At 75.3% G+C, this 18469-nt stretch carries 15 protein-coding genes; 6 read left to right on the top strand and 9 right to left on the bottom strand.

From position 1 onward, the window contains the following. Positions 1-61 precede the first annotated feature (61 nt). A complete protein-coding gene (locus tag OUQ99_RS03320; RefSeq protein WP_267947947.1) occupies positions 62-481 on the bottom strand; it encodes a hypothetical protein in 420 nt (139 codons plus the stop codon). 104 nt (positions 482-585) lie between these two features. Between OUQ99_RS03320 and OUQ99_RS03315 the strand changes: the two genes are divergently transcribed. Beyond that, a complete protein-coding gene (locus OUQ99_RS03315; RefSeq protein WP_267947946.1) occupies positions 586-1446 on the top strand; it encodes an MOSC domain-containing protein in 861 nt (286 codons plus the stop codon). A gap of 46 nt (positions 1447-1492) precedes the next feature. Here OUQ99_RS03315 and OUQ99_RS03310 read toward each other — a convergent pair whose 3' ends face one another. From OUQ99_RS03310 to OUQ99_RS03295, 4 genes are all read right to left on the bottom strand, one after another. Continuing rightward, entirely contained in the window at positions 1493-4753 is a 3261-nt protein-coding gene (locus OUQ99_RS03310) for a sacsin N-terminal ATP-binding-like domain-containing protein (RefSeq protein ID WP_267950232.1), read from the bottom strand. Between the two features lie 150 nt (positions 4754-4903). Further along, the gene (locus OUQ99_RS03305; protein ID WP_267950231.1) at positions 4904-5659 is read right to left on the bottom strand and encodes a DUF3027 domain-containing protein; all 756 of its coding nucleotides are present in this window, start codon (positions 5657-5659) and stop codon (positions 4904-4906) included. 185 nt (positions 5660-5844) lie between these two features. Next, positions 5845-6228 carry a cold-shock protein gene (locus tag OUQ99_RS03300; RefSeq protein WP_267947945.1) on the bottom strand — a complete coding sequence of 128 codons (384 nt, stop codon included), beginning with the start codon at positions 6226-6228 and terminating at the stop codon, positions 5845-5847. Between the two features lie 573 nt (positions 6229-6801). Beyond that, positions 6802-7596 carry an HAAS signaling domain-containing protein gene (locus OUQ99_RS03295; protein ID WP_267947944.1) on the bottom strand — a complete coding sequence of 265 codons (795 nt, stop codon included), beginning with the start codon at positions 7594-7596 and terminating at the stop codon, positions 6802-6804. Positions 7597-7761: 165 nt separating this feature from the next. Between OUQ99_RS03295 and OUQ99_RS03290 the strand changes: the two genes are divergently transcribed. The 5 genes from OUQ99_RS03290 (at position 7762) to OUQ99_RS03270 (ending at position 14078) form a co-directional block, all read left to right on the top strand. Beyond that, entirely contained in the window at positions 7762-10323 is a 2562-nt protein-coding gene (locus OUQ99_RS03290; protein ID WP_267947943.1) for a helicase-associated domain-containing protein, read from the top strand. A 208-nt stretch (positions 10324-10531) separates the two neighbouring features. Then, positions 10532-11005 (top strand): hypothetical protein, encoded by a 474-nt coding sequence (locus tag OUQ99_RS03285; RefSeq protein WP_267947942.1) that lies wholly within the window; start codon positions 10532-10534, stop codon positions 11003-11005. A gap of 134 nt (positions 11006-11139) precedes the next feature. Continuing rightward, positions 11140-11592, top strand: coding sequence for a hypothetical protein (locus OUQ99_RS31560; RefSeq protein ID WP_346660233.1), 453 nt, complete (start codon positions 11140-11142; stop codon positions 11590-11592). 142 nt (positions 11593-11734) lie between these two features. Next, positions 11735-12196 (top strand): hypothetical protein, encoded by a 462-nt coding sequence (locus OUQ99_RS03275; protein WP_267947941.1) that lies wholly within the window; start codon positions 11735-11737, stop codon positions 12194-12196. Between the two features lie 235 nt (positions 12197-12431). Then, positions 12432-14078 (top strand): DNA repair helicase XPB, encoded by a 1647-nt coding sequence (locus tag OUQ99_RS03270; protein ID WP_267947940.1) that lies wholly within the window; start codon positions 12432-12434, stop codon positions 14076-14078. A gap of 68 nt (positions 14079-14146) precedes the next feature. Here OUQ99_RS03270 and OUQ99_RS03265 read toward each other — a convergent pair whose 3' ends face one another. From OUQ99_RS03265 to OUQ99_RS03250, 4 genes are all read right to left on the bottom strand, one after another. After that, the gene (locus OUQ99_RS03265; protein ID WP_267947939.1) at positions 14147-16525 is read right to left on the bottom strand and encodes an ABC transporter permease; all 2379 of its coding nucleotides are present in this window, start codon (positions 16523-16525) and stop codon (positions 14147-14149) included. Next, positions 16522-17250 carry an ABC transporter ATP-binding protein gene (locus OUQ99_RS03260; RefSeq protein ID WP_267947938.1) on the bottom strand — a complete coding sequence of 243 codons (729 nt, stop codon included), beginning with the start codon at positions 17248-17250 and terminating at the stop codon, positions 16522-16524. Before OUQ99_RS03260 ends, OUQ99_RS03265 begins: the two co-directional genes overlap by 4 nt. Continuing rightward, positions 17247-17774, bottom strand: a complete 528-nt coding sequence (locus tag OUQ99_RS03255) for a PadR family transcriptional regulator (protein WP_267947937.1) — start codon at positions 17772-17774, stop codon at positions 17247-17249. The genes OUQ99_RS03260 and OUQ99_RS03255 overlap by 4 nt, the downstream gene beginning before the upstream one ends. Before the next feature lie 354 nt (positions 17775-18128). Then, positions 18129-18365 carry a hypothetical protein gene (locus OUQ99_RS03250; protein WP_267947936.1) on the bottom strand — a complete coding sequence of 79 codons (237 nt, stop codon included), beginning with the start codon at positions 18363-18365 and terminating at the stop codon, positions 18129-18131. Positions 18366-18469 lie beyond the last annotated feature (104 nt).

The raw sequence follows: 18469 nt of genomic DNA, 5'->3' as shown, positions 1-18469 counted from the left end.
CCCCCGGCAGGCCCGGTGTCGGGCGCCGCCGGGTGCGGCTCCCAGCTCCGCGGACGCCCCGTCACTCCTCTCCCGTGGGGACCACCTCACCCGTACCCCGCTCGACGCCGTCCTCCACCAGGGCGAACCCGGGGTCGTCCACCGGGACCGCGACCTCGGAGCCGCACTCCAGCACGATCGTGTGGGTCTCCCCCGGCGGGAACTCCCGCAGATCGACCGGCAGGTGGGCGCCGCACTCGACGGCCGGTCCCCCGTGTCCGAACTCGATCGAGGGCCGGTACCCGGAGAAGAACGGCGTCCGGCGTCCGTCCTCGCCGTCGTACATGGTGAGCTCCACGGTGATCCGGTCCCCCGGGGCGAAGACGTACTCCGTCGGCTCGGCCTCCGCGGTGGCGGCGGGCGGGTCCTGCGCCTCCCCGCCGCCGCAGCCGGCGGCGAGCAGGAGGGCGCCCAGGGCGAGGAGCGAGGGGGTGGCGCGCATGGGGGGATCCCGTCGGTGTCGGAGGGCGGTGCGGGGGAAGAGGAGGCTACCCGGTCCGGGCCTCCCCCGGGAGCCGAGGGCGGGCCGGACGGTAGCGTCTGCCCATGGCCCAGATCTCCGAACTCGTCCACTACCCCGTCAAGGGGTGCGCCGGGACCTCCCTGCGCTCCGCCCTCGTGACCCCCGCCGGGATCGCCCACGACCGCACGTTCATGGTGGTCGACGGCGGCGGCGGTTTCCGCAGCCAGCGCAACGACCCGCGGCTGGCGCGCGTGCGCGCCGGGATCACCGGCGACGGGGCCCGCCTGCGGCTGGACACGGACGGGTTCGGCCACGTCGACGTCGGGGTCGACCCCGGGGGGCCCCGGCTGGACGTCGTCCTGCACGGGAAGCCGTTCGTGGGCGTGGACCAGGGGGACGAGGTCTCCGGGTGGCTGACCGAGGTGCTGGGCGCGCCGAGCCGCCTGGTGCGGGTGCCCGACGACCACGCACGCCTGACCGGGGGGAGGACCCCCGGCACCAGCGGGTTCGCGGACAGCACGGCGGTCCTGATGGCGTCCGCGTCCTCCCTGGACCTGCTCGGCGCGCGCATCCTGGAGCGCGGCGCCGAACCCGTGCCGATCGACCGGTTCCGGCCCAACGTCGTCGTGTCGGGGTGGGAGGAGCCGCACACCGAGGACCGGGTGCGCTCCGTCCGCCTGGGGGACGCCGAGCTGGGCTACGCCAAGGTGTGCATCCGCTGTGTGGGGACGACGGTGGACCAGGCGCGGGGCGAGAGGAGCGGCCCGGAGCCGCTGCGGACCCTGGCGGGCTACCGGCGCGCGGACCGCGGCGGGGTGTCCTTCGGCTCCCTGTTCGCCGTCACCCGGCCGGGGAGCGCGGCGGTGGGCGACGCGGTCGAGGTCCTGGAGTGGGACGAGCCGGAAGAGGGGCTGGGAGAGCGCCTCGCCGAGGTCCTGGCCTGACGCGGCCCCCGGGGTCGCCGGGGGCCGCGTCCCGCCCGGAGCCGCGCTACTCCAGGTCGGCCTCGGCGAGGAGCCGGGCGGCGGCGGACGGGTCGCGCAGGGCGGCCGCGACCAGGTGCCGGCGGGACCACTGCCCGGCGCGCCAGCACAGGGCCCGCGCCAGGCCGTCGGTGGTGGACGCGTGCGCCGTGCCGTCGCCGACGTACCACTCCAGCTCGACGCCGTCCACGGTGAGCGTCCGGTGGTGCATGTAGGTGCGGTCCGGCTCCCCGACGGGGTCCAGGAACAGGTCGGCCTCGCCGGGGACCGGGCGGACCTCGCCGGCCGACCCGACCTTGCCGGTGACCGTCTCGCTCGCCAGGTCCAGGTCGAGGACGTCGGCCAGGGCCTCGGCGGAGTCGTCCGGGGCCAGGACCAGCGGGCGGTCCTCCAGCAGCGGCAGCAGGTCCGGGGAGTCCACCACCACGGCCTCCTCCGCGTCGGCCACCACGATCGCGCCGCCGCGCACCGCCCGCACGCGGGAGGGCGGGGTCACCAGCTCCGCGTCCACGAGGGCGAGCGCGGTCCACACCAGGCGGAGCGAGGCGCGGTCCACGTGGCGGTCGGGGTCCGCCAGGCGGGCGAGCAGGTCGTCCGGCCCCTCCGGGTCGTTGATCAGGTCGGCGAGGGTGGCGCGCACCCCCAGCGCGCGGGCGAACTCGGGGTCGACGTCGGCCGGGACCTCGTCGTACAGGCCGGTCAGGGACGGGTCGGCGTCGGCGGTGCGCAGCTCGACCGGCGCGCTGCCGCCCAGCAGCGCCCGGGACCGGAGCCACCACGCCGTGTACGAGGGCACGTCCACCACGCGGCCGTCGGGCATCAGCAGCCGCGCGGGCTCGGTCACGGCCTCGCGCAGCGGGCCCCGGGACAGCATCGCCAGGGCCTGCGGCCAGCTGTCGTCCGCGACGCAGTCGAGGTCGGCGACGACCACCAGCTCGGGCACCACCGGGGGCAGCTCGGGGTCGCCGACGCGTTCGAGGACCTCGTCGGCCCAGTCCTCCAGGCCGTCCGGGCCGTCCTCGCCGGCGGCGCCGTCGAACTCCGCGACCAGGTCCTCCCCCAGCGCGGCCTCCTCGACCCGGACCACGCCGAGTTCCCAGAGGGCGCCGACCGCGCGCAGGGCGTCGGTCCCGTGGCGTTCGACGAGGTCCTCGTGGACGGTGCCGAAGGGGGCGTCGTCGACGAGCAGGTCCGCGAGCGGAGCGCCGGGGACGAGGAGTTCGGCGGCGACCGAGTAGCCGTCCTCGTCGTCGCGCAGGGCGAGTTCGGCCAGCCAGGGCGCGTCGGCGACGGTCGTGCCGGAGGCCGCGACGAGGTCGAGGACGGCCTCGGCGATCGGCTCGGGGTCGTCGGCGTCGAGGGAGTCGCGGACGGCCGCCTCGGTCCGGGGGTCGGACAGGACGGTGGCCGCACCGGCCTCCACCGCGCCCAGGCGGCGCAGGAGCGGGTCGACGGCCTCGGGGTGGACCACGCGCACGCCGAGCGCGGCGACGGTCTCCGCGGTGATCCCGCGGCCTCCGGCGCCGTCGGCCCCGGCCCAGTCCTCCCCGGGGAGGAGCAGGGAGCGGGGACCGCGCACGAGGCGGCCGTCCGCCAGGGGCACCGGGAGGGAGCCGAGCTCGTCGAGGTCGGCTCCGCCGCTCCCGGCGGTGTCCAGGGCGGCGTAGAGCGAGGCCCACCAGCGCGGCGGCCGGTCGGTGTCCGCGAGCAGGTCGGCCACGTCGGCCAGGCCCAGGCGGTGGACGCGCAGGGCGGCGAGCGCCGGGTGGCGCGGACTCCACGAGCCGGGGAGCAGCTGGGGGACGAGTTCGGCGAGGACGGCCGCCAGGTCCGCGGCGCCGCCCGACCCGCCGGTGTCGAGCAGGGCCGCGTCGCGCGGGGCGACGGGCGCCCCGGAGGCGGTGCTCAGGAACGCGGTGTCCCGGAGGGGTTCGGCGACGCGCGCGCGGAAGAGGGCGTCGACGGCGCCGCCCCCCACGCGGGTGCCGGGTACGAGGTCGAGGGCGGCCCGGCCGTCGAACCGGCGCAGGAGCGCGCAGTAGGCGTGGGCCGCCTCAGTGAGCAGCAGGTCGGTGGCCGCTCCGGGTTGGACGCCGCGCCGGTCGCTGCCGAGCGGGAAGCTCCCGATGAGGACGGCGGGGAGGGCGAGCTCCGTGTCGGTGGGGGTGGGCGCGTGGACGACGTTCTCGACGTCGGCGGGCAGTGCGGCGACGGTGCCGTCGGGGGCCACGGGGACGGCCCAGGTCAGCGACCAGGAGGTGCGGTCGCGCTCCTCCGTGGGACGGTCGGCCAGCAGGGAGGCGTCGAACTCGCCCGAACGGCCGAGGACCCGCCACAGGGTGGTGCGCGTGCCCTCGGCGTCCCGGCGGCCGGTGACGAGGTCGGCGACACCGGTCCCCGCCACCGGTGTGGCAGATGTGGTTGCGGGGACGGAAGCGGCTCGTGATGCGAGCGAGGTCGCGTCGGCGGGGCCCCCGGGGAGGGGCGGCGCGGTCGTGCCGGGGACGTCCGGGGCCGACGGGTCCGCCGGGACCTCCTGCCGGGTGAGGACGTGCTCCTCGCCGTCCACGTCCACGCGGACCTCCGCGAGACCGGGCAGGGCGAGCAGCAGGGCCTCGCCGGTGCGGCCGAGGAGTTCGCGCACGCGCAGGCGGACCTGGTCGTCGCGGAGCAGGAGGGTGACGACGGTGTCGTAGTCCCCCGGGGCCGCCGCCCGCGCGGGGAAGGGCAGCCGCAGCATGGGCACGTGCCCGGAGCGGCGCCCCACCTCGTCCGCCAGGTCGGCGTGGGCCCCGCCCCCGGCCAGCAGCTCCGCGACGGCCTCGCTCGCGGCGTCGGCGCTGAAGCGGACCGCCGCGCCGCCGGAGTCGACGGTGACGTCGTCGCTGAGCGCCGCCACCGCGGAGAAGCCGACGCCGAAGCGCCCGGTCGCGCCCTGTTCGCCGCGCTTGGTGGAGGCGCGCAGGGTCGCCAGCGACTCGACCCCCTCGGGGGTCAGCGGCGAGCCCGTGTTCTCGGCGGTCAGCCGGAGGCCGTCCAGCGCCAGGCGCAGCCTTCCCGGGACCCCCGCCCTGCGCGCCGCGTCGGCGGCGTTCTGGGCGAGTTCGACCACGACGCGGTCACGGTAGCCGCCGAGGGCGAAGTCCTCCTCCGCGTTGGCGTCCTCCCGGAACCTGGCCGGGGCGTCGGCCCACGCCGCGAGGACGCGTCGGCGCAGTTCGGCGGTGTTGTAGGGGTCGACCGCCGAAGCGGTCACCGGCTCGGCCATGGTGGGTTCCTCCTGCGCTGCGGGCACGACCCGGCACGGTGCACCCGGGGCGAGGGTGGGTGCGGTAGGAAGACCCTAGCCCACCGGGACGGGGGGCCAGGGTCCGACAGCGCGGCGGGGCGTGCTTTCTCCGGAGGAGGACACGGCCCGTCAGGACTCGGAGGAGACGAGCTCCAGTTCGGCGGTGTCGTCGAAGACGATGTGGTCGTAGCCCATCTCGTCGACGACCGGGCCGCTGGGGCCGGCCTGCGGCTCGGGACGGCGCACCTCGGAGTGGGCCCCGCAGCCGTGGTCCATGGAGACCACCCGGCCGTCGTCGGGGGCGTACTCGTTGGTGCACACGCCGAACATCTGGCGCAGCTCACCGGCGAGGGGGGTCATGAAGCCGCAGGTGATGCAGCGGTCCGGAGCGGCCGCGGCGATCGGGCTGCGCGGCCCGGCCTCGCCGTTGTACCAGCGCTCGGCGGCCTGCTCGCGTCCGACCTCGGAGAGGACCTGGCGACGGCCCAGTCCCAGCTCCCAGACCATCTGCTGGTCCACGCCCTCGGCGTCCAGCTCGCTGTCGGGCACCTGGGCGTAGCCGGGGATGAGGCGCTCGTCGTCCTCCTCCGTGGGCAGGAGGTCGCCGACGCCGAGGTCGCCGGGGAGCAGCCGCTCCTTCCAGGGCAGCCATTCGGGCGCCACGAGGGCGCCCTCGCCGGGGAGCAGAACGACCTCGTTGACCGTGACGTCCTTGGCGCGCGAGGCGCGGACGACGGTGACCGCGTAGTTCCACCCCGGGTAGGCGGGGTCGAGGCAGGTGAAGTAGTGGGTGACCAGGCGCGTGTCCTCGACCTGGGGGGTGAGCGCGTCACCCACCCATTCGGGTCGCCCGGCCTCGGCGGCCACCGAGCGGGCCAACTCCACCGCGTCGACACAGGCCTTGTCCGGTACAGGAGAACGTCGAGAAGGGCTCACGTTCCCCATTCTCACTGATCGCGAGCACCGATTTGACCATAACGCGGGTCAAGGTTCGCCCGATACATCCTCTTGATCAAGTCTTGTGGTGTCGGAGGGGCCCTCCCGGGGGCGGACGGAAGGGCCCGCGGCGGTCAGGCCTCCAGGTCGTCGGCCACCGCGCGCAGCACGGAGGAGATCCGCGCGGCATCCCTGCGCTCCGGATGGCGGCCCCTGCGGTAGCCGGTGGAGAGGCCCTCCATGAGCTTGATGAGGTCCTCGGTGAGGGCCACCATCTCGTCGGGCGACTTGCGGCGGGCCCTGGCGACGGAGGGCTGGGTGTCCAGGAGCACGACCTGGAGCGCCTGGGCGCCCTTGCGGCCGTCCGCGACGCCGAACTCGACCCGCTGCCCGGGCCGCAGCGACACGGTGTCCGGGGGCAGGGACGAGGAGTGCACGAAGACCTCGCCGCCGTCGTCGCGCGTGAGGAATCCGAAACCCTTGTCGCCGTCGTACCACTTGACCTTGCCGGTGGGCACGTAGAGACCTCGTGCTTTCGCTGGCGGGCCCCGGGGCAGGGGGCGGCAAAGGCGCACAGGCGGCCCCCGGCCCACCCGTCCGTCCCGGGCTCCCGTGGTTTCCATGGGCTTACCAGGTTAGTGCGGAAGGGCATCCGGACGCGAGGGCATAATTCTCCGCCTCCGGGAGGCGGGAGGAACTCCCCACCGAACACGGAATGGCTCCCCGGGAACGGGAACGAGGCCCGGATACGGCTCACCCGGGCCTCGTGCGGTGCTGGCGGCCCCCACCGCTGGGTGCGGAGTGTGGGACGGGACTCGGCGGTGAAGCGGGCCGCCTCGACCGAAGTGGCGCCCGAACTGGCCGTCGGGCCACCGTTACCGATACGACCGCCGCGAAGCGAAAACGGCGGTGTAGTGACATGCCTACCCGAATCCGTGGTCCAGGACTCGTAGTAACGGGCGGACCGTAAAAGGTTATTCCCCAGCGTTTGCCAAGCAATGACCAGCCGGAACGGCGCGACCGCGTTCCCGTCCCGCTCCGGAGAACGCGGGAAGGGGCGACGGGGGCGAAAGCCCTCGGCGGCCGGGGCGTCATTCCCGGGCCCGGCGCTCCTCCGCGCCGGCGGAGCGGCGCGCCCTCGGGTACAGGTACACGACGCCCACCAGGGAGCCCACGGCGAGGCCGACGACGCCCGTGGCGGCCAGGGACTCCTGGACGTACTGGTCGACGAACTCGGCCTCCCCCGACCACAGGGCCATCCCGACGAGGCAGGCCGCCAGGGGCAGGCCGACGCCGACCCACTTGTCCACCGCGCTCCACACCTGGCTGAGCACGACGAGCACGGCGCCGAGCACCCACAGGTAGGCGAGGTTCAGGGACCACGGCACCGTGAGCAGCATCAGGCCCAGGGCGGCCGCCTCCGCGGGGTGCCGGCGCACCAGCGCCACGACGCCGGGCGGACCGCTCCGGCTCCCGGCGTTGCGGGCGGCGCGTTCCGCGCGGTCCGCGCGGCGGCCGGTGACGTGGATGTCCGTCTGGCGCGGGCCCTCCACGAGGGACATCAGCCCGCGGCTGGGGCCGCCCCGCCACGGCGGCGGCGGCCGGTCGGCGTGACGCGGCCTGGGCGGGATCAGCTCCGTGTCCTCGATGTCGAGGTCGCGTCCGGCGATCTCGCGTTCCACCAGGTCCTCCGGGCTGCCGAGGCCCCGGAGGATTCCCCGCACGGCCTCGGGGCCGTCGCCCTCCGCCGCCGCGCGGCGCGCGTCGATCCGCGAGCGGAGCTCCGCGAGGAAGGCGGTGCGCTCCCTCGCCGACATGCGACCGTGCAGGACCAGGCCGACCTCGGACAGATAGTCCAGTACCAGTTGTTCCGAGCGCTGGGTCATGACTCCAATATTGGCCGACAACGACCTGGCATTTAACCCCCCTTCCCAATTTCGGTCACCGAATCGTCTTCGGATACGGACTCACCCTCGGTGACGGGTGGTGACAAGGGGGAACCGCCGGGACTCACGCGAACACGGGACCCGGCATCGCTTAGCGTGGACCCGATGACCGAGAACGCAGCACCCGACGAGCACGTGCCCGGCGGGGGGAGCCCCGCGGCCCCCGCCCCGGGACGTCCCCCCACCTTCACCTCCTGGTTGCGCAGCCGGTCGGACGGGGAGCTCGCCGCCCTGCTGTCCGCCCGGCCCGACCTGGCACAGCCGGTCCCGTCCGACATCGGCGCGCTCGCGGCCCGCGCGACCAGCCGCAACGCGGTCCTGAGGGTCCTCGAACGCCTGGACCGGTTCACCCTCCAGGTGCTGGAGGCCGTCATCGCGCTCGGCGACGACCGGCTGTCCGAACCGGTGGGCGTCCAGACCGTGGACCTGGCCGGGGCGCTGGGCACGCTCCCCCTCCCCGGCGCGGCGGACGGCGGAGGGGCCTCCGGGTCCCAGGGGGGCGCGGCGGAGGACGGCCCCGCCGGGGACCCCCTCGCCGACGCCCTGGACACCCTGCTCGAACTGGCCCTGGTCTGGCCCGACAGGGGCAGGCTCCGCCCCGTCCAGGTGCTGCGCGACCTGATCCCCCACCCGGCACAGCTCGGACCTCCGGCGCGCGTGCTCCTCGCCGGCCTTCCGCACGGCGCCGCCGCGCGGCTCGCCCGCGACCTGGTCCCCGACAGCACCGCGCACACGCCCGTCGAGACGGTCGCGACGCTCCTGGCCGACCCCGGGCGCGTCCTGGGGCTCATCGGGCAGGTCGGCCCGCAGGCGCGCAGGCTGCTCGACGGCATGGCGTGGGGTCCCCCCAACGGGACCGTCTCCGACGCCCGCCGCGAGGTCACCCTCGCGGTCGCCTCCTCCCCGGTCGAGACGCTGATCGCCCGGGCGCTGCTCCTCCCCAGCGGGGACGACACCCTCACCCTGCCGCGCGAGGCCGCCCTCGCCCTCCGCTCGGGGCTGCTGTTCCGCGAGGTCACCACCGCGCCGCCGCCGTTCGAGGGCACCCCGAACCCCGGCGAGGCCGTCACCCGGGCCGCCGCCGGGCAGGCGTTCACGGTGCTGCGGGCGATCGAGGAACTGCTCGAACGCTGGTCGCAGGAGCCGGCCGCGGTGCTCCGCAACGGCGGCCTGGGGGTACGCGACCTCCGCCGCGCGGCCCAGGCGATGGACACCGACGAGACCACCGCCGCCCTGTTCGTGGAGGTCGCCCACGCCGCCGGGCTGCTCGGCGCCGACGACCGCGTCGAGGGCGAGTGGCTGCCCACCCGCGCCTACGACCTGTGGCGGGAGACCCCGCCCGAGCGCCGCTGGCTGCGGCTCGCCTCCGCCTGGCTGGACTCCGACCGGGTCGCCTCCCTCAACGGGTCGCGCGACTCCGGCGGCCGGGTGCGCAACGTGCTCGGGTCCGGGCTGGTCCGGCCCGCGGCCCCCCAGGCCCGCCGCGACCTGCTGGGCGAGATGGCCACCGCCCCGCCCGGGTTCGCCCCGCTGCCCGGGTCGCTGGCCTCGCGCCTGTCGTGGCGCCGCCCGCGCCGCCAGTCGCCGGTCTACGCCGAACTGGTGGAGATCGCCGCCGCGGAGGCCGCCGCGCTCGGGCTGACCGGGCGCGGCGCGCTGGCCGGGCACACCCGCCCCCTGCTGGAGGGGGAGGACGACGACGCAGCGAGGGTCCTCGCGGCGGAGATGCCGAAGCCGCTGGACTACGTGCTGGTGCAGGGCGACCTGACGGCGGTGGCCCCCGGCCCCCTCGTCACCGGTCTCGCCCGCGACCTCGCGCTGGTCGCGGACGTGGAGTCCACCGGCGGCGCCACCGTGTACCGCTTCACGGAGGAGTCCGTGCGCCGCGCCCTGGACGCGGGGCAGGGCGTCGCCGACATCACCGCCCTGCTCGAACGCCACTCGCGCACCCCCCTTCCGCAGGCGCTGCGCTACCTGGTGTCGGACGTGGGGCGCCGGCACGGGCGGCTGCGGGCCGGTTCGGCCTCCGGTTACCTGCGCTGCGACGAGCCCGCCCTGCTGGAGGAGCTGCTCGGGGACCGCCGGGCCCAGGACCTGGGACTGTTCCGGCTGGCCCCCACCGTGGTGGCGAGCCGCTCCAACCGGGCCGCGCTCCTGGAGCGGCTGCGCCAGCTCGGCTACCACCCGGTGCCCGAGAGCGGCGACGGGACCATGCGGCTGAGCCGTCCCGAGGCGCGGCGGTCCGACCCGGCGGACGTCCCGCCGCCGCCCGGGGGGTCGTTCCGGGACATGGCGCGCGCCGCCGTGCGGGCCGTGCGGGCCGGGGACGAGGCGTCCAACGCGGCGCGCACGCCGATCCCCCTTCCGGAGGACGGGCCTCCCGGGTCGAGGAACGCGGCGGTGCTGGAGGCGCTCACCCGGGCGGCGAAGGACGGCCGCCGGGTGTGGATCGGCTACACGGACACGGACGGACGGCAGGTGAGCCGGATCGTGGAGCCCTCAAGCGTGGACGGGGGCTTCCTCACCGCCTACGACGCCACGCGCGCGTCCGTGCACCGGTTCGCCGTGCACCGGGTGAACGCCGTCGCCGAGCTGGACGGGCCGGAGCCCGGCGGCGGGAACGGCGTCCCCGGCGGCGACCGGCGAGGGGCGGCGGGGCCGCACTAGGGTGTCCGGTGGGTGCCGCCCGTCGCGAGCGGCGTATCCGGTGCTTTCCCCGCGAGGCCGAAGAGGGAGTCAGGGTGGATTCCTGTCGACCGATGAGAACACCGCGAGGGGCGTGCCGGGGCGTCGCGCAGCGGGGTGGGTGCCCGCCGGGCACGCCCTCTAGTGTGGGTGCGAGCCGGTCCGCCCACCGACAGCGAGAGACACCCCCATGAGCGACACATCGCTGCCCCCCGGGGCATCGTCCCCCCGCGACCACGGACGCGACGACGACCGCGACGGCGGCCGTGGGCGGAGCCGCGGGGCGGGGCGCCGGGACCGCCCCCGCGCCGACGAACCGGACGGGCGGGAGGAGTGGGACGGGCGCGACGACGACCGCGAGGGGTCCCGGACGCCGCTCCCCGGCGGGGCCAACAGTTCGACGATGGCCCTGATCCTGCACGCGCTCACGTTCCTGTGCTGCGCGAACTGGCTGTTCGGGGTCGCCGGGATCGTGTTCGCGGTGCGCGCCGCCCACGCGCGCGACCGGGGCCGCCCCGTCCAGGCGGAGACGCTCACCCGCTACTCCTGGTACTGCCTGGGCGCCGCCGGGGTGATGTTCTTCGTGATGCTGGTGCTGACGTTCGTGATGTTCACCCAGGCGGGCTCGTGGATCCAGGGGATCGTCCCGGTGACCAACTACTGACCGGTGTTTGACGAACCGTGCCGCCGGGCGCCGGGTCCGCGCGCGGCGGGCTGGGTATGCGGCAGTATGGGACGGCCGCGAGGGCGGCTCGGCGACGACGGCCCCCGCGGCCGACGGGAGGCGGACGAGCGGTGATGAGCGGCCAGGGCGGACCCAAGGCCTTCTGGGAGCGCGAGCAGGGCTCCACGCTCGGCTCGGTGCGGCCCCCGGGGCCGGCGGGCCCTTCGCGTCCGGCGTCCGGCGGGCCGTTCGGCCACCGCCCCGGCCCCCGTCCCGGAGCCGGCCCCGGAGCCGGCCCCACGGGCCCCCCGGCCCGGCTGGGGGGAGCGGTCGCGGCCCTGGTGACGGCGCTGCTCAGCCTGGTGGTGCCCGTCCTGGGCCTGTACCTGGGCATGTGGTTCTTCCTCCTCGTGGCGAACCTGCCCGGCATCGGCTTCGGGGTCATGGCGGTCAGGCGCTACCCGGACGCGGCCGAGGTCGAGCGCCACCTCCGGTACGCGTGGGCGTGCAATTTCGCCTACGCCGCGCTGTCGGTGGTGTTCTTCATCCCGCTCATGCTCCTGGCGGTGGTGATCCTCAGCGTCTGACCGGGCCCGCAGGTACCGGCGGACCGGCCGCGCGAACCGGTTCCCGGCCCCCGGCGGCGGACCGGCCCCGAGCGCCGCCCTCCCCCTCCCCGCCGTCCCCGACGGCTCCCCCGTACACCGACACCTCCCGGAGGTCACGACCTTGAGCGAGAACTGGCAGTCCGGTCCCAACGACCCCTACGGCGACCCCTACGCCGGGCAGCCCCACCCGCAGGGCGACCCCTACGGCAGCCCCTATCCGCAGCCGCCCGGCGGCTACGGCGACCCAGCGGGGTACCCGCCGCCCCCGGACGGCTACGGCGGCCCCGCCGCCGGACACGCCCACGGCATGGAGCCGTACGCCGCCCCGTACCAGGAGGCCCCGCCCAGCCAGACGAGCGCCATCGCCGCCCTGGTGGTGTCGATCCTCCTCGTGGTGACCTGCTGCGGGTTCCTGGGCGTCATCGGCCTCGTGTTCTCGGCGCTCTCCCTCACGGAGAAGATCGACCGGGAGAAGGCGCGGCGGCACCTCCGCTACGCCTGGATCTCCAACGGGGTGATCCTGGCGATCATGGCCGTCCTCGCGTGCCTGATCGGCTTCGCCATCGCCACCTCCGAGACCTGACCGACCGCGCCGCGCGGGCCGCGCCGGTGCGGCGGACACGGCCACGCGGACCCGGGGCCCGGCCCGGGACTCCACGCCACCCGAACAGCGGCGGACGCGGGCGCGCGGACCCTGGAGGACGCCGTTCCGGCGGCCGGGAACGGGGCCGGGCGGGCATTTCGGCGGCAGGGCATGATCAGGGGCCCGGACGCGTTGCACCTGAGGCCGCCCCCGCCCCGCGAGATTGAAGGTCCGTGTGTCCTGCCTGATCGTCCAGTCCGACAAGACGCTCCTGCTCGAGGTCGACCACGAGCTCGCCGGCGAGTGCCGCCGAGCCATCGCGCCCTTCGCCGAACTGGAGCGCGCACCCGAGCACGTGCACACCTACCGGATCACTCCGCTGGCGCTGTGGAACTCGCGCGCCGCCGGACACGACGCCGAGCAGGTCGTGGACGCGCTGATCCGCTTCTCCAGGTTCCCGGTGCCGCACTCCCTGCTGGTGGACATCGCCGAGACCATGCAGCGCTACGGGCGCCTGCGCATCGTCGGTGACCCCGTGCGCGGGCTGGTCCTGGAGTCCTCGGACAGGGCCGTCCTGGAGGAGGTCGTCCGGGCCAAGAAGCTCAAGGGCATGCTCGGCGAGCGGCTGGGCGAGGACTCGGTGGCCGTGCACCCCAGCGAGCGCGGCAACCTCAAGCAGGCGCTGCTGAAGATCGGCTGGCCCGCCGAGGACCTGGCCGGGTACGTGGACGGCGAGGCCCACGCCATCGACCTGGACCAGGACGGCTGGGAGCTGCGCGGCTACCAGAAGGAGGCCGCGGAGAGCTTCCACGCGGGCGGCTCCGGCGTCGTCGTGCTGCCGTGCGGCGCGGGCAAGACCATCGTGGGCGCGGCGGCGATGGCGCTCACCGGGGCGACCACCCTCATCCTCGTGACGAACACCGTGTCGGTCCACCAGTGGAAGACGGAGCTGCTGCGGCGCACCTCCCTCACCGAGGACGAGATCGGCGAGTACTCGGGGACGCGCAAGGAGATCCGGCCGGTCACGATCGCGACCTACCAGGTGATGGCCGCCAGGCGCAAGGGCGTGTACACGCACCTGGAGCTGTTCGACGCCCGCGACTGGGGGCTCGTGGTCTACGACGAGGTCCACCTGCTGCCGGCGCCGATCTTCCGGATGACGGCGAGCCTCCAGGCCCGGCGCCGCCTGGGGCTCACCGCGACGCTGGTGCGGGAGGACGGCCGGGAGGGCGACGTGTTCTCGCTCATCGGCCCCAAGCGCTACGACGCCCCGTGGAAGGACATGGAGAACCAGGGGTGGATCGCCCCCGCGGACTGCGTGGAGGTCCGGGTGGACCTGTCGGAGTCCGAGCGCCTGGCCTACGCGACCGCCGAGCCCGAGGACCGCTACCGGTTCTGCGCCTCCTCCGAGACGAAGACCTCGGTGGTGCGGCAGATCGTGGAGCGCCACCCCGAGGAGCAGGTGCTGGTCATCGGCTCCTACATCGACCAGCTGGACGAGCTGGGCGCCTCCCTGGACGCCCCCGTGATCAAGGGCGAGACCAGGAACAAGGAGCGCGAGAGGCTGTTCGACGCCTTCCGCTCCGGCGAGCTGCGCACGCTGGTGGTCTCCAAGGTCGCGAACTTCTCCATCGACCTGCCCGAGGCGGGCGTGGCGGTGCAGGTGTCCGGCTCCTTCGGGTCCCGCCAGGAGGAGGCCCAGCGCCTGGGCCGGGTCCTGCGGCCCAAGACCGACGGCCGCGCCGCGCGCTTCTACGCGGTGGTCGCCAGGGACACCCTCGACCAGGACTACGCCGCGCACCGGCAGCGCTTCCTCGCCGAGCAGGGGTACGCGTACCGGATCACCGACGCGTCGGACCTGCTGTCCGGCGAGGAGATCTAGGGGCGGGCCCGGGCGGCGGGTCCCCGGTCCCCGTCACCGGGGACCCGCTGTGCCCGACCGGGACCCGCTCACTCCGAGCGCAGGCCCTCCGGGCGCATGGTCCGCAGCAGCGCGGGCACCGCGAGCAGGGTGGTCAGGGCCGCCACGCCCACGCCGGCGCCTGCGATGACGAGGGTCTCCACCGGGATGAAGCGCACGGGGAGCCCGGCCACCCTCTGGACCATGACCCCGAGGGCTGTCCCGACCGCCGTGGCCAGCACGATGCCCAGGAGCACGGGCAGCGTGGTCTGCCACACCACCGAGGCCACCAGAGTGCTCCGCCGGGTGCCGAACGCGGTGAGCACCGCGTGGACCCGCCGGCGCTCCCGGACCTGCTCGACCGTGCCCACCACCAGCCCGGCGGCGATCACCGTCAGGCAGGCCAGGGCTCCGGCCACGAGCGCGTCACGGATGTCGGCCATGGCCGGGTTGACCACGGTGGTGATCGGGACGGTCAGGCGCGAGGTCGGGTCCAGGGACCCGACGGTGTGCCTGAGCCCCTCCTCCATTCCGGAAACGGCCGGGTCGGCCCTGATCCAGACCGTGCTCCGGGCGGCGATCTCCGCGGGCGCCGCGGCGGCCTCCGGGGTCGCGAGGACGACGTCCCGCGCTGTGTGCCCCGTGGCGCTCCAGGGGTGTTCGACCAGCGCCCCCTCGAAACCGGAGACCGGGGGCAGCACCCAGGGGCTCTCCGTCGCGTCCTCCCTCGGGCGGACCATGAGGGTGTCGCCGGCTCCCAACCCGGGCAGCGCGCTGAAGACGTCCCCGGGGGAACAGGCGGGCAGGTCGGCCATCTGCCGCAGGACGTCGCAGTCGGCGATGTGGACCGGGACGTCGGTGCCGTCGCCGGTGGTGCCCCACACCGTACGGAAGGCCGCCGCCGCCTCCACACCGGGCACCCGCGCCACGGTCCCGGCGGGGTCGTCGTCGGCGGGGGGCATCCACAGCTCCGCCTGGACCTGGAACCGGGACGGACCGAACTCGTTCTCCGCGTACGCCTCCTGGGCGGTGTCCGCGAGCGTCACCGACGCATCGGCCCAGGCGTTCGCGAACAGGCTCTGCAGCGCGATGGCCCCCGCGACGGTCACCACGATGCCGCTGACCGCCCGGGTGGGCCCGCCGCCCGCCGCCGCCAGCCGACGCTGGGCGAGCTGGAGCGCGAGGGGGCCGCCCGAGGCGCGTCGGAACAGCCGGTCCACCAGCCAGGGCAGCACGGCGGTCGTGCCGAACAGCGCGGCCAGGAGCCCGATCGCCGTCATCGGCAGCCCCCCGCCCCCGGGCAGGCCCAGGCGCCCGGCCGTCCGGAGGTCCATGCTCAGCCAGATCAGGACCACGCCGAGCACCAGGAGCAGCAGACGCCACCACACCCTGGGGCGCGGCCGTTCTGCGCGGCGCACGGTGCCGAGCGGTTCGACCACGACCCCGCGCAGGGAGGCGAGCACCACCCACAGGGCGAGCAGCGGGACCCCGGCGAACACCAGCGCGCCGAGCACGGGGTGCGGTGCCACGTCCCCGGCGTAGAGGCCGGGCCCCACCCCCACCGTCTCCACGATCGGACGCCCGGCGTAGAAGAGCACCGCCCCGAGCACCAGGCCGAGCCCGACACCGGGAAGGGTCTCGCCGGCCGCGACGCGCCGGACGGCCCGGCGGTCGGCCCCCATGAGCCGCAGTGCCGCCAGGCGGCGCTCACGCTGTTCGCCGCCGAAGCGCACCGCCGCGCCGAGGAAGACCACGACGGGGGTGAGCATGACGACCACGCCCACCAGGCCGAGGAGCACGACGACCGGCCCCCGCACGACGGGGCCGGGCTCCCCTCCGAACGCGGTGATCCGGATGCCGGCGTTCTCCACGGCCAGGTCCTCGCTGCCGAGGTAGTAGGCCAGTTCGTGCGGTCCCAGGAGCCCTTCGGGGCCGATCTCCCCGACGACGGGGTGGTCGAACCGGCTCCGGAGGGCCTCTGTGCCCGGGGCGTCGAGCAGGTCGGCCAGCGCGGGGGAGAGGAGGAGCTCGCCCGGCCCGGGGATCTCGGTCACGCCGGGGGGGAGCGGGGGGTCGGAGCCCTCGGCCCGGAGGAGCCGCCCGTGGACCTCCTGCCCCGCGTGGAGGGTGGTGGCGATGCCGATCAGCAGGGTGTCGTCGCCCGACGGGGGCACCGGGTGGGGGGCCACCTGGTGGTCCATGCGGGCCGCGTTCCGCTCGGCCAGGTGGTCCAGGGCGGTCGGCAGGCCGGCGGCCAGGAGCAGCCCGGCGGTGGCCACGCCGACCCCGATCGCCGTGAGGACGCTCCGGAGGACGACCTCACGGCCTCCGCGCAGGGCGAGCTGCGCGCCCAGCAGGAGTTCGCCTAGGGGGGACGGGCGGTCGCGTTCCGGGCCGGTTCCGGCGGGGGCTCGGTCTCGCGGGCTCATCCCGGACCTCCGGTGTCGAGGGTGCGGCCGTCCCGGCAGACGACCTCGCGGTCGGCGTAGGCGGCCACCCGGGCCTCGTGCGTCACCACGACCACGGCGGCCCCGGACTCCCGGGCCGCCTCGGTGAGCATGCGAATCACCCGTTCCCCGTTCAGGGAGTCGAGTGCGCCCGTGGGCTCGTCGGCGAACACCACCCGGGGGCGGGTGATGAGGGCGCGGGCGACCGCGACCCTCTGGCCCTGGCCGCCCGAGCACTCGCCGGGGGTCTTGTGCGCGAGTTCGCCCACGTCCAGCCGGTCCAGCCACTCGGCGGCGGCGTGCTCCGCCCGGCGGCGGGGCCGCCCGCCGAGCCGCAGGGGGAGCGCGACGTTCTCCAGGCAGGACAGTTCGGGGACGAGCTGGCCGAACTGGAACAGGAAGCCGAACTCCGAGCGGCGCAGCGCGCTGAGCCGGGTGTCCGAGGCGGCGACCAGGTCCTGTCCGTCGTACTCGATGGTCCCGGCGTCCGGCCGCACCACGCCGGCGAGGCAGTGCAGGAGGGTGGACTTCCCCGAGCCGGAGGGGCCCATGACGGCGACGACCTCGCCGGGGTACAGGTCGAGGGAGGCGTCCTCCAGTGCCTGGGTGAGGCCGAAGGACTTGCGCAGGCCGGAGCCGGTGAGCAGGGGGGTGCCGGGGGCCTCGGGGAGGCGGTCGGAGAGGGCGCGGGGGGCGGGTCGTCTCATCGGCCGCGCACCTCGTCGGCGAGGTCGTTCAGCCGGGCGGCGGTCAGTTCCAGCCACCGCAGGTCGGCTTCCAGGTGGAACAGGGCGTGGTCGCAGATGAGCTGGTCGGACAGGTCCCCGGCGGTCTTGCGGCGGGTGAGCTCGCGCATCAGGCGCAGGTGCTCGGCGCGCTGGACGTCGAGGATCCCGTCGGCCGGACGGCCGGTGAGCAGGGCGAGTACGACCTTGGTGTACAGGGTGCTCTGGAGGTAGGGCTCGGGGCTCTCCGGTGTGGCGAGCCACCGTTCGACGTCGGTGACCCCGGAGTCGGTCACGGTGTAGCGCTTGCGCTCGGGGCCCGCGCCGGCTTCGACCGCCTCCACCTCCACCAGCCCGTGCTTGAGCAGGCGGGAGAGGGTGGCGTACACCTGCCCGTAGGCGAGCGGCCGTTGGCCGGCGAAGCGCTCGTCGTAGGCCCGTTTGAGGTCGTATCCGTGCTGGGAGCGGGTTTCGAGCAGCCCCAGGAATGTCTGGCCGAGAGTCATGTCGGTGACTATACACGCCGCGTATACACGACGAGTATAGAGTGGTGGCCGCACAGGCCGACGGGAGCGGGCCGCACACCTACCCACCCCCCGACCTACCCCCCGACCTACCCCCCGACCTACCCCCCGACCTACCCCCCGATGATCTTGTACTTATAGACGTTCTCGACGCCGAACCTCGCTATAAGTACAAGATCACGGCAGAGGGGGGCGGGGGCGAGTGGGGCGGGGTGGGGACGCCGGGCCCGGTGCGTCCCCTCCGGGGACGGGAGCAGGGCGCGCCCTCTCCGGGCGCAACGGCGGAGGCGGAGCAGGGCGCGCCCTCTCCGGGCGCAGGGCCGGGGCCCGGGGCCGTCAGACGGAGGGCAGCCCGCCCATGACGTAGGTGCCCGCCGCGATGCCCCACGCCACCAGGGAGTAGCTGAGGGTGCGGGTGCGCAGGATCCGGTCCCCGCGGACGGACGGGGCGGTGAAGGCCGTGATGAGGAGTGCCATCCCGAGGAGTGCGGGGATGGCGGAGGCCAACGCGAAGAGCTGGGTCTGGGCGGCGCAGGCGGCGTAACCGGCGGTGCCGGGATCACCACAGAACACGTCGTCCCCCGATCGGATCGTTCAGTGCGGGCGGTACTCCCCGACCGTACCGTTTCGGCGGGGGGCGGCTCGCCGTGATGCCGACCGGGTCGCCGCTCGGAGAG

It is taken from the genome of Streptomonospora nanhaiensis (assembly GCF_026642255.1).
GTDB lineage: Bacteria > Actinomycetota > Actinomycetes > Streptosporangiales > Streptosporangiaceae > Nocardiopsis > Nocardiopsis tropica.
The sequence above is the reverse complement of the archived record's forward strand: the minus strand, read 5'-3'. Positions and strand labels throughout refer to the sequence as shown.

What these genes read in the sequence shown, in the direction of transcription:
- OUQ99_RS03290 (WP_267947943.1), top strand. Translation starts at nt 7,762, where the DNA reads ATGACCGAGAACGCAGCACCCGACGAGCACGTGCCCGGCGGGGGGAGC.
- OUQ99_RS03255 (WP_267947937.1), bottom strand. Translation starts at nt 17,774, where the DNA reads ATGACTCTCGGCCAGACATTCCTGGGGCTGCTCGAAACCCGCTCCCAG.
- OUQ99_RS03295 (WP_267947944.1), bottom strand. Translation starts at nt 7,596, where the DNA reads ATGACCCAGCGCTCGGAACAACTGGTACTGGACTATCTGTCCGAGGTC.
- OUQ99_RS03315 (WP_267947946.1), top strand. Translation starts at nt 586, where the DNA reads ATGGCCCAGATCTCCGAACTCGTCCACTACCCCGTCAAGGGGTGCGCC.
- OUQ99_RS03265 (WP_267947939.1), bottom strand. Translation starts at nt 16,525, where the DNA reads ATGAGCCCGCGAGACCGAGCCCCCGCCGGAACCGGCCCGGAACGCGAC.
- OUQ99_RS03260 (WP_267947938.1), bottom strand. Translation starts at nt 17,250, where the DNA reads ATGAGACGACCCGCCCCCCGCGCCCTCTCCGACCGCCTCCCCGAGGCC.
- OUQ99_RS03285 (WP_267947942.1), top strand. Translation starts at nt 10,532, where the DNA reads ATGAGCGACACATCGCTGCCCCCCGGGGCATCGTCCCCCCGCGACCAC.
- OUQ99_RS03310 (WP_267950232.1), bottom strand. Translation starts at nt 4,753, where the DNA reads ATGGCCGAGCCGGTGACCGCTTCGGCGGTCGACCCCTACAACACCGCC.
- OUQ99_RS31560 (WP_346660233.1), top strand. Translation starts at nt 11,140, where the DNA reads ATGAGCGGCCAGGGCGGACCCAAGGCCTTCTGGGAGCGCGAGCAGGGC.
- OUQ99_RS03320 (WP_267947947.1), bottom strand. Translation starts at nt 481, where the DNA reads ATGCGCGCCACCCCCTCGCTCCTCGCCCTGGGCGCCCTCCTGCTCGCC.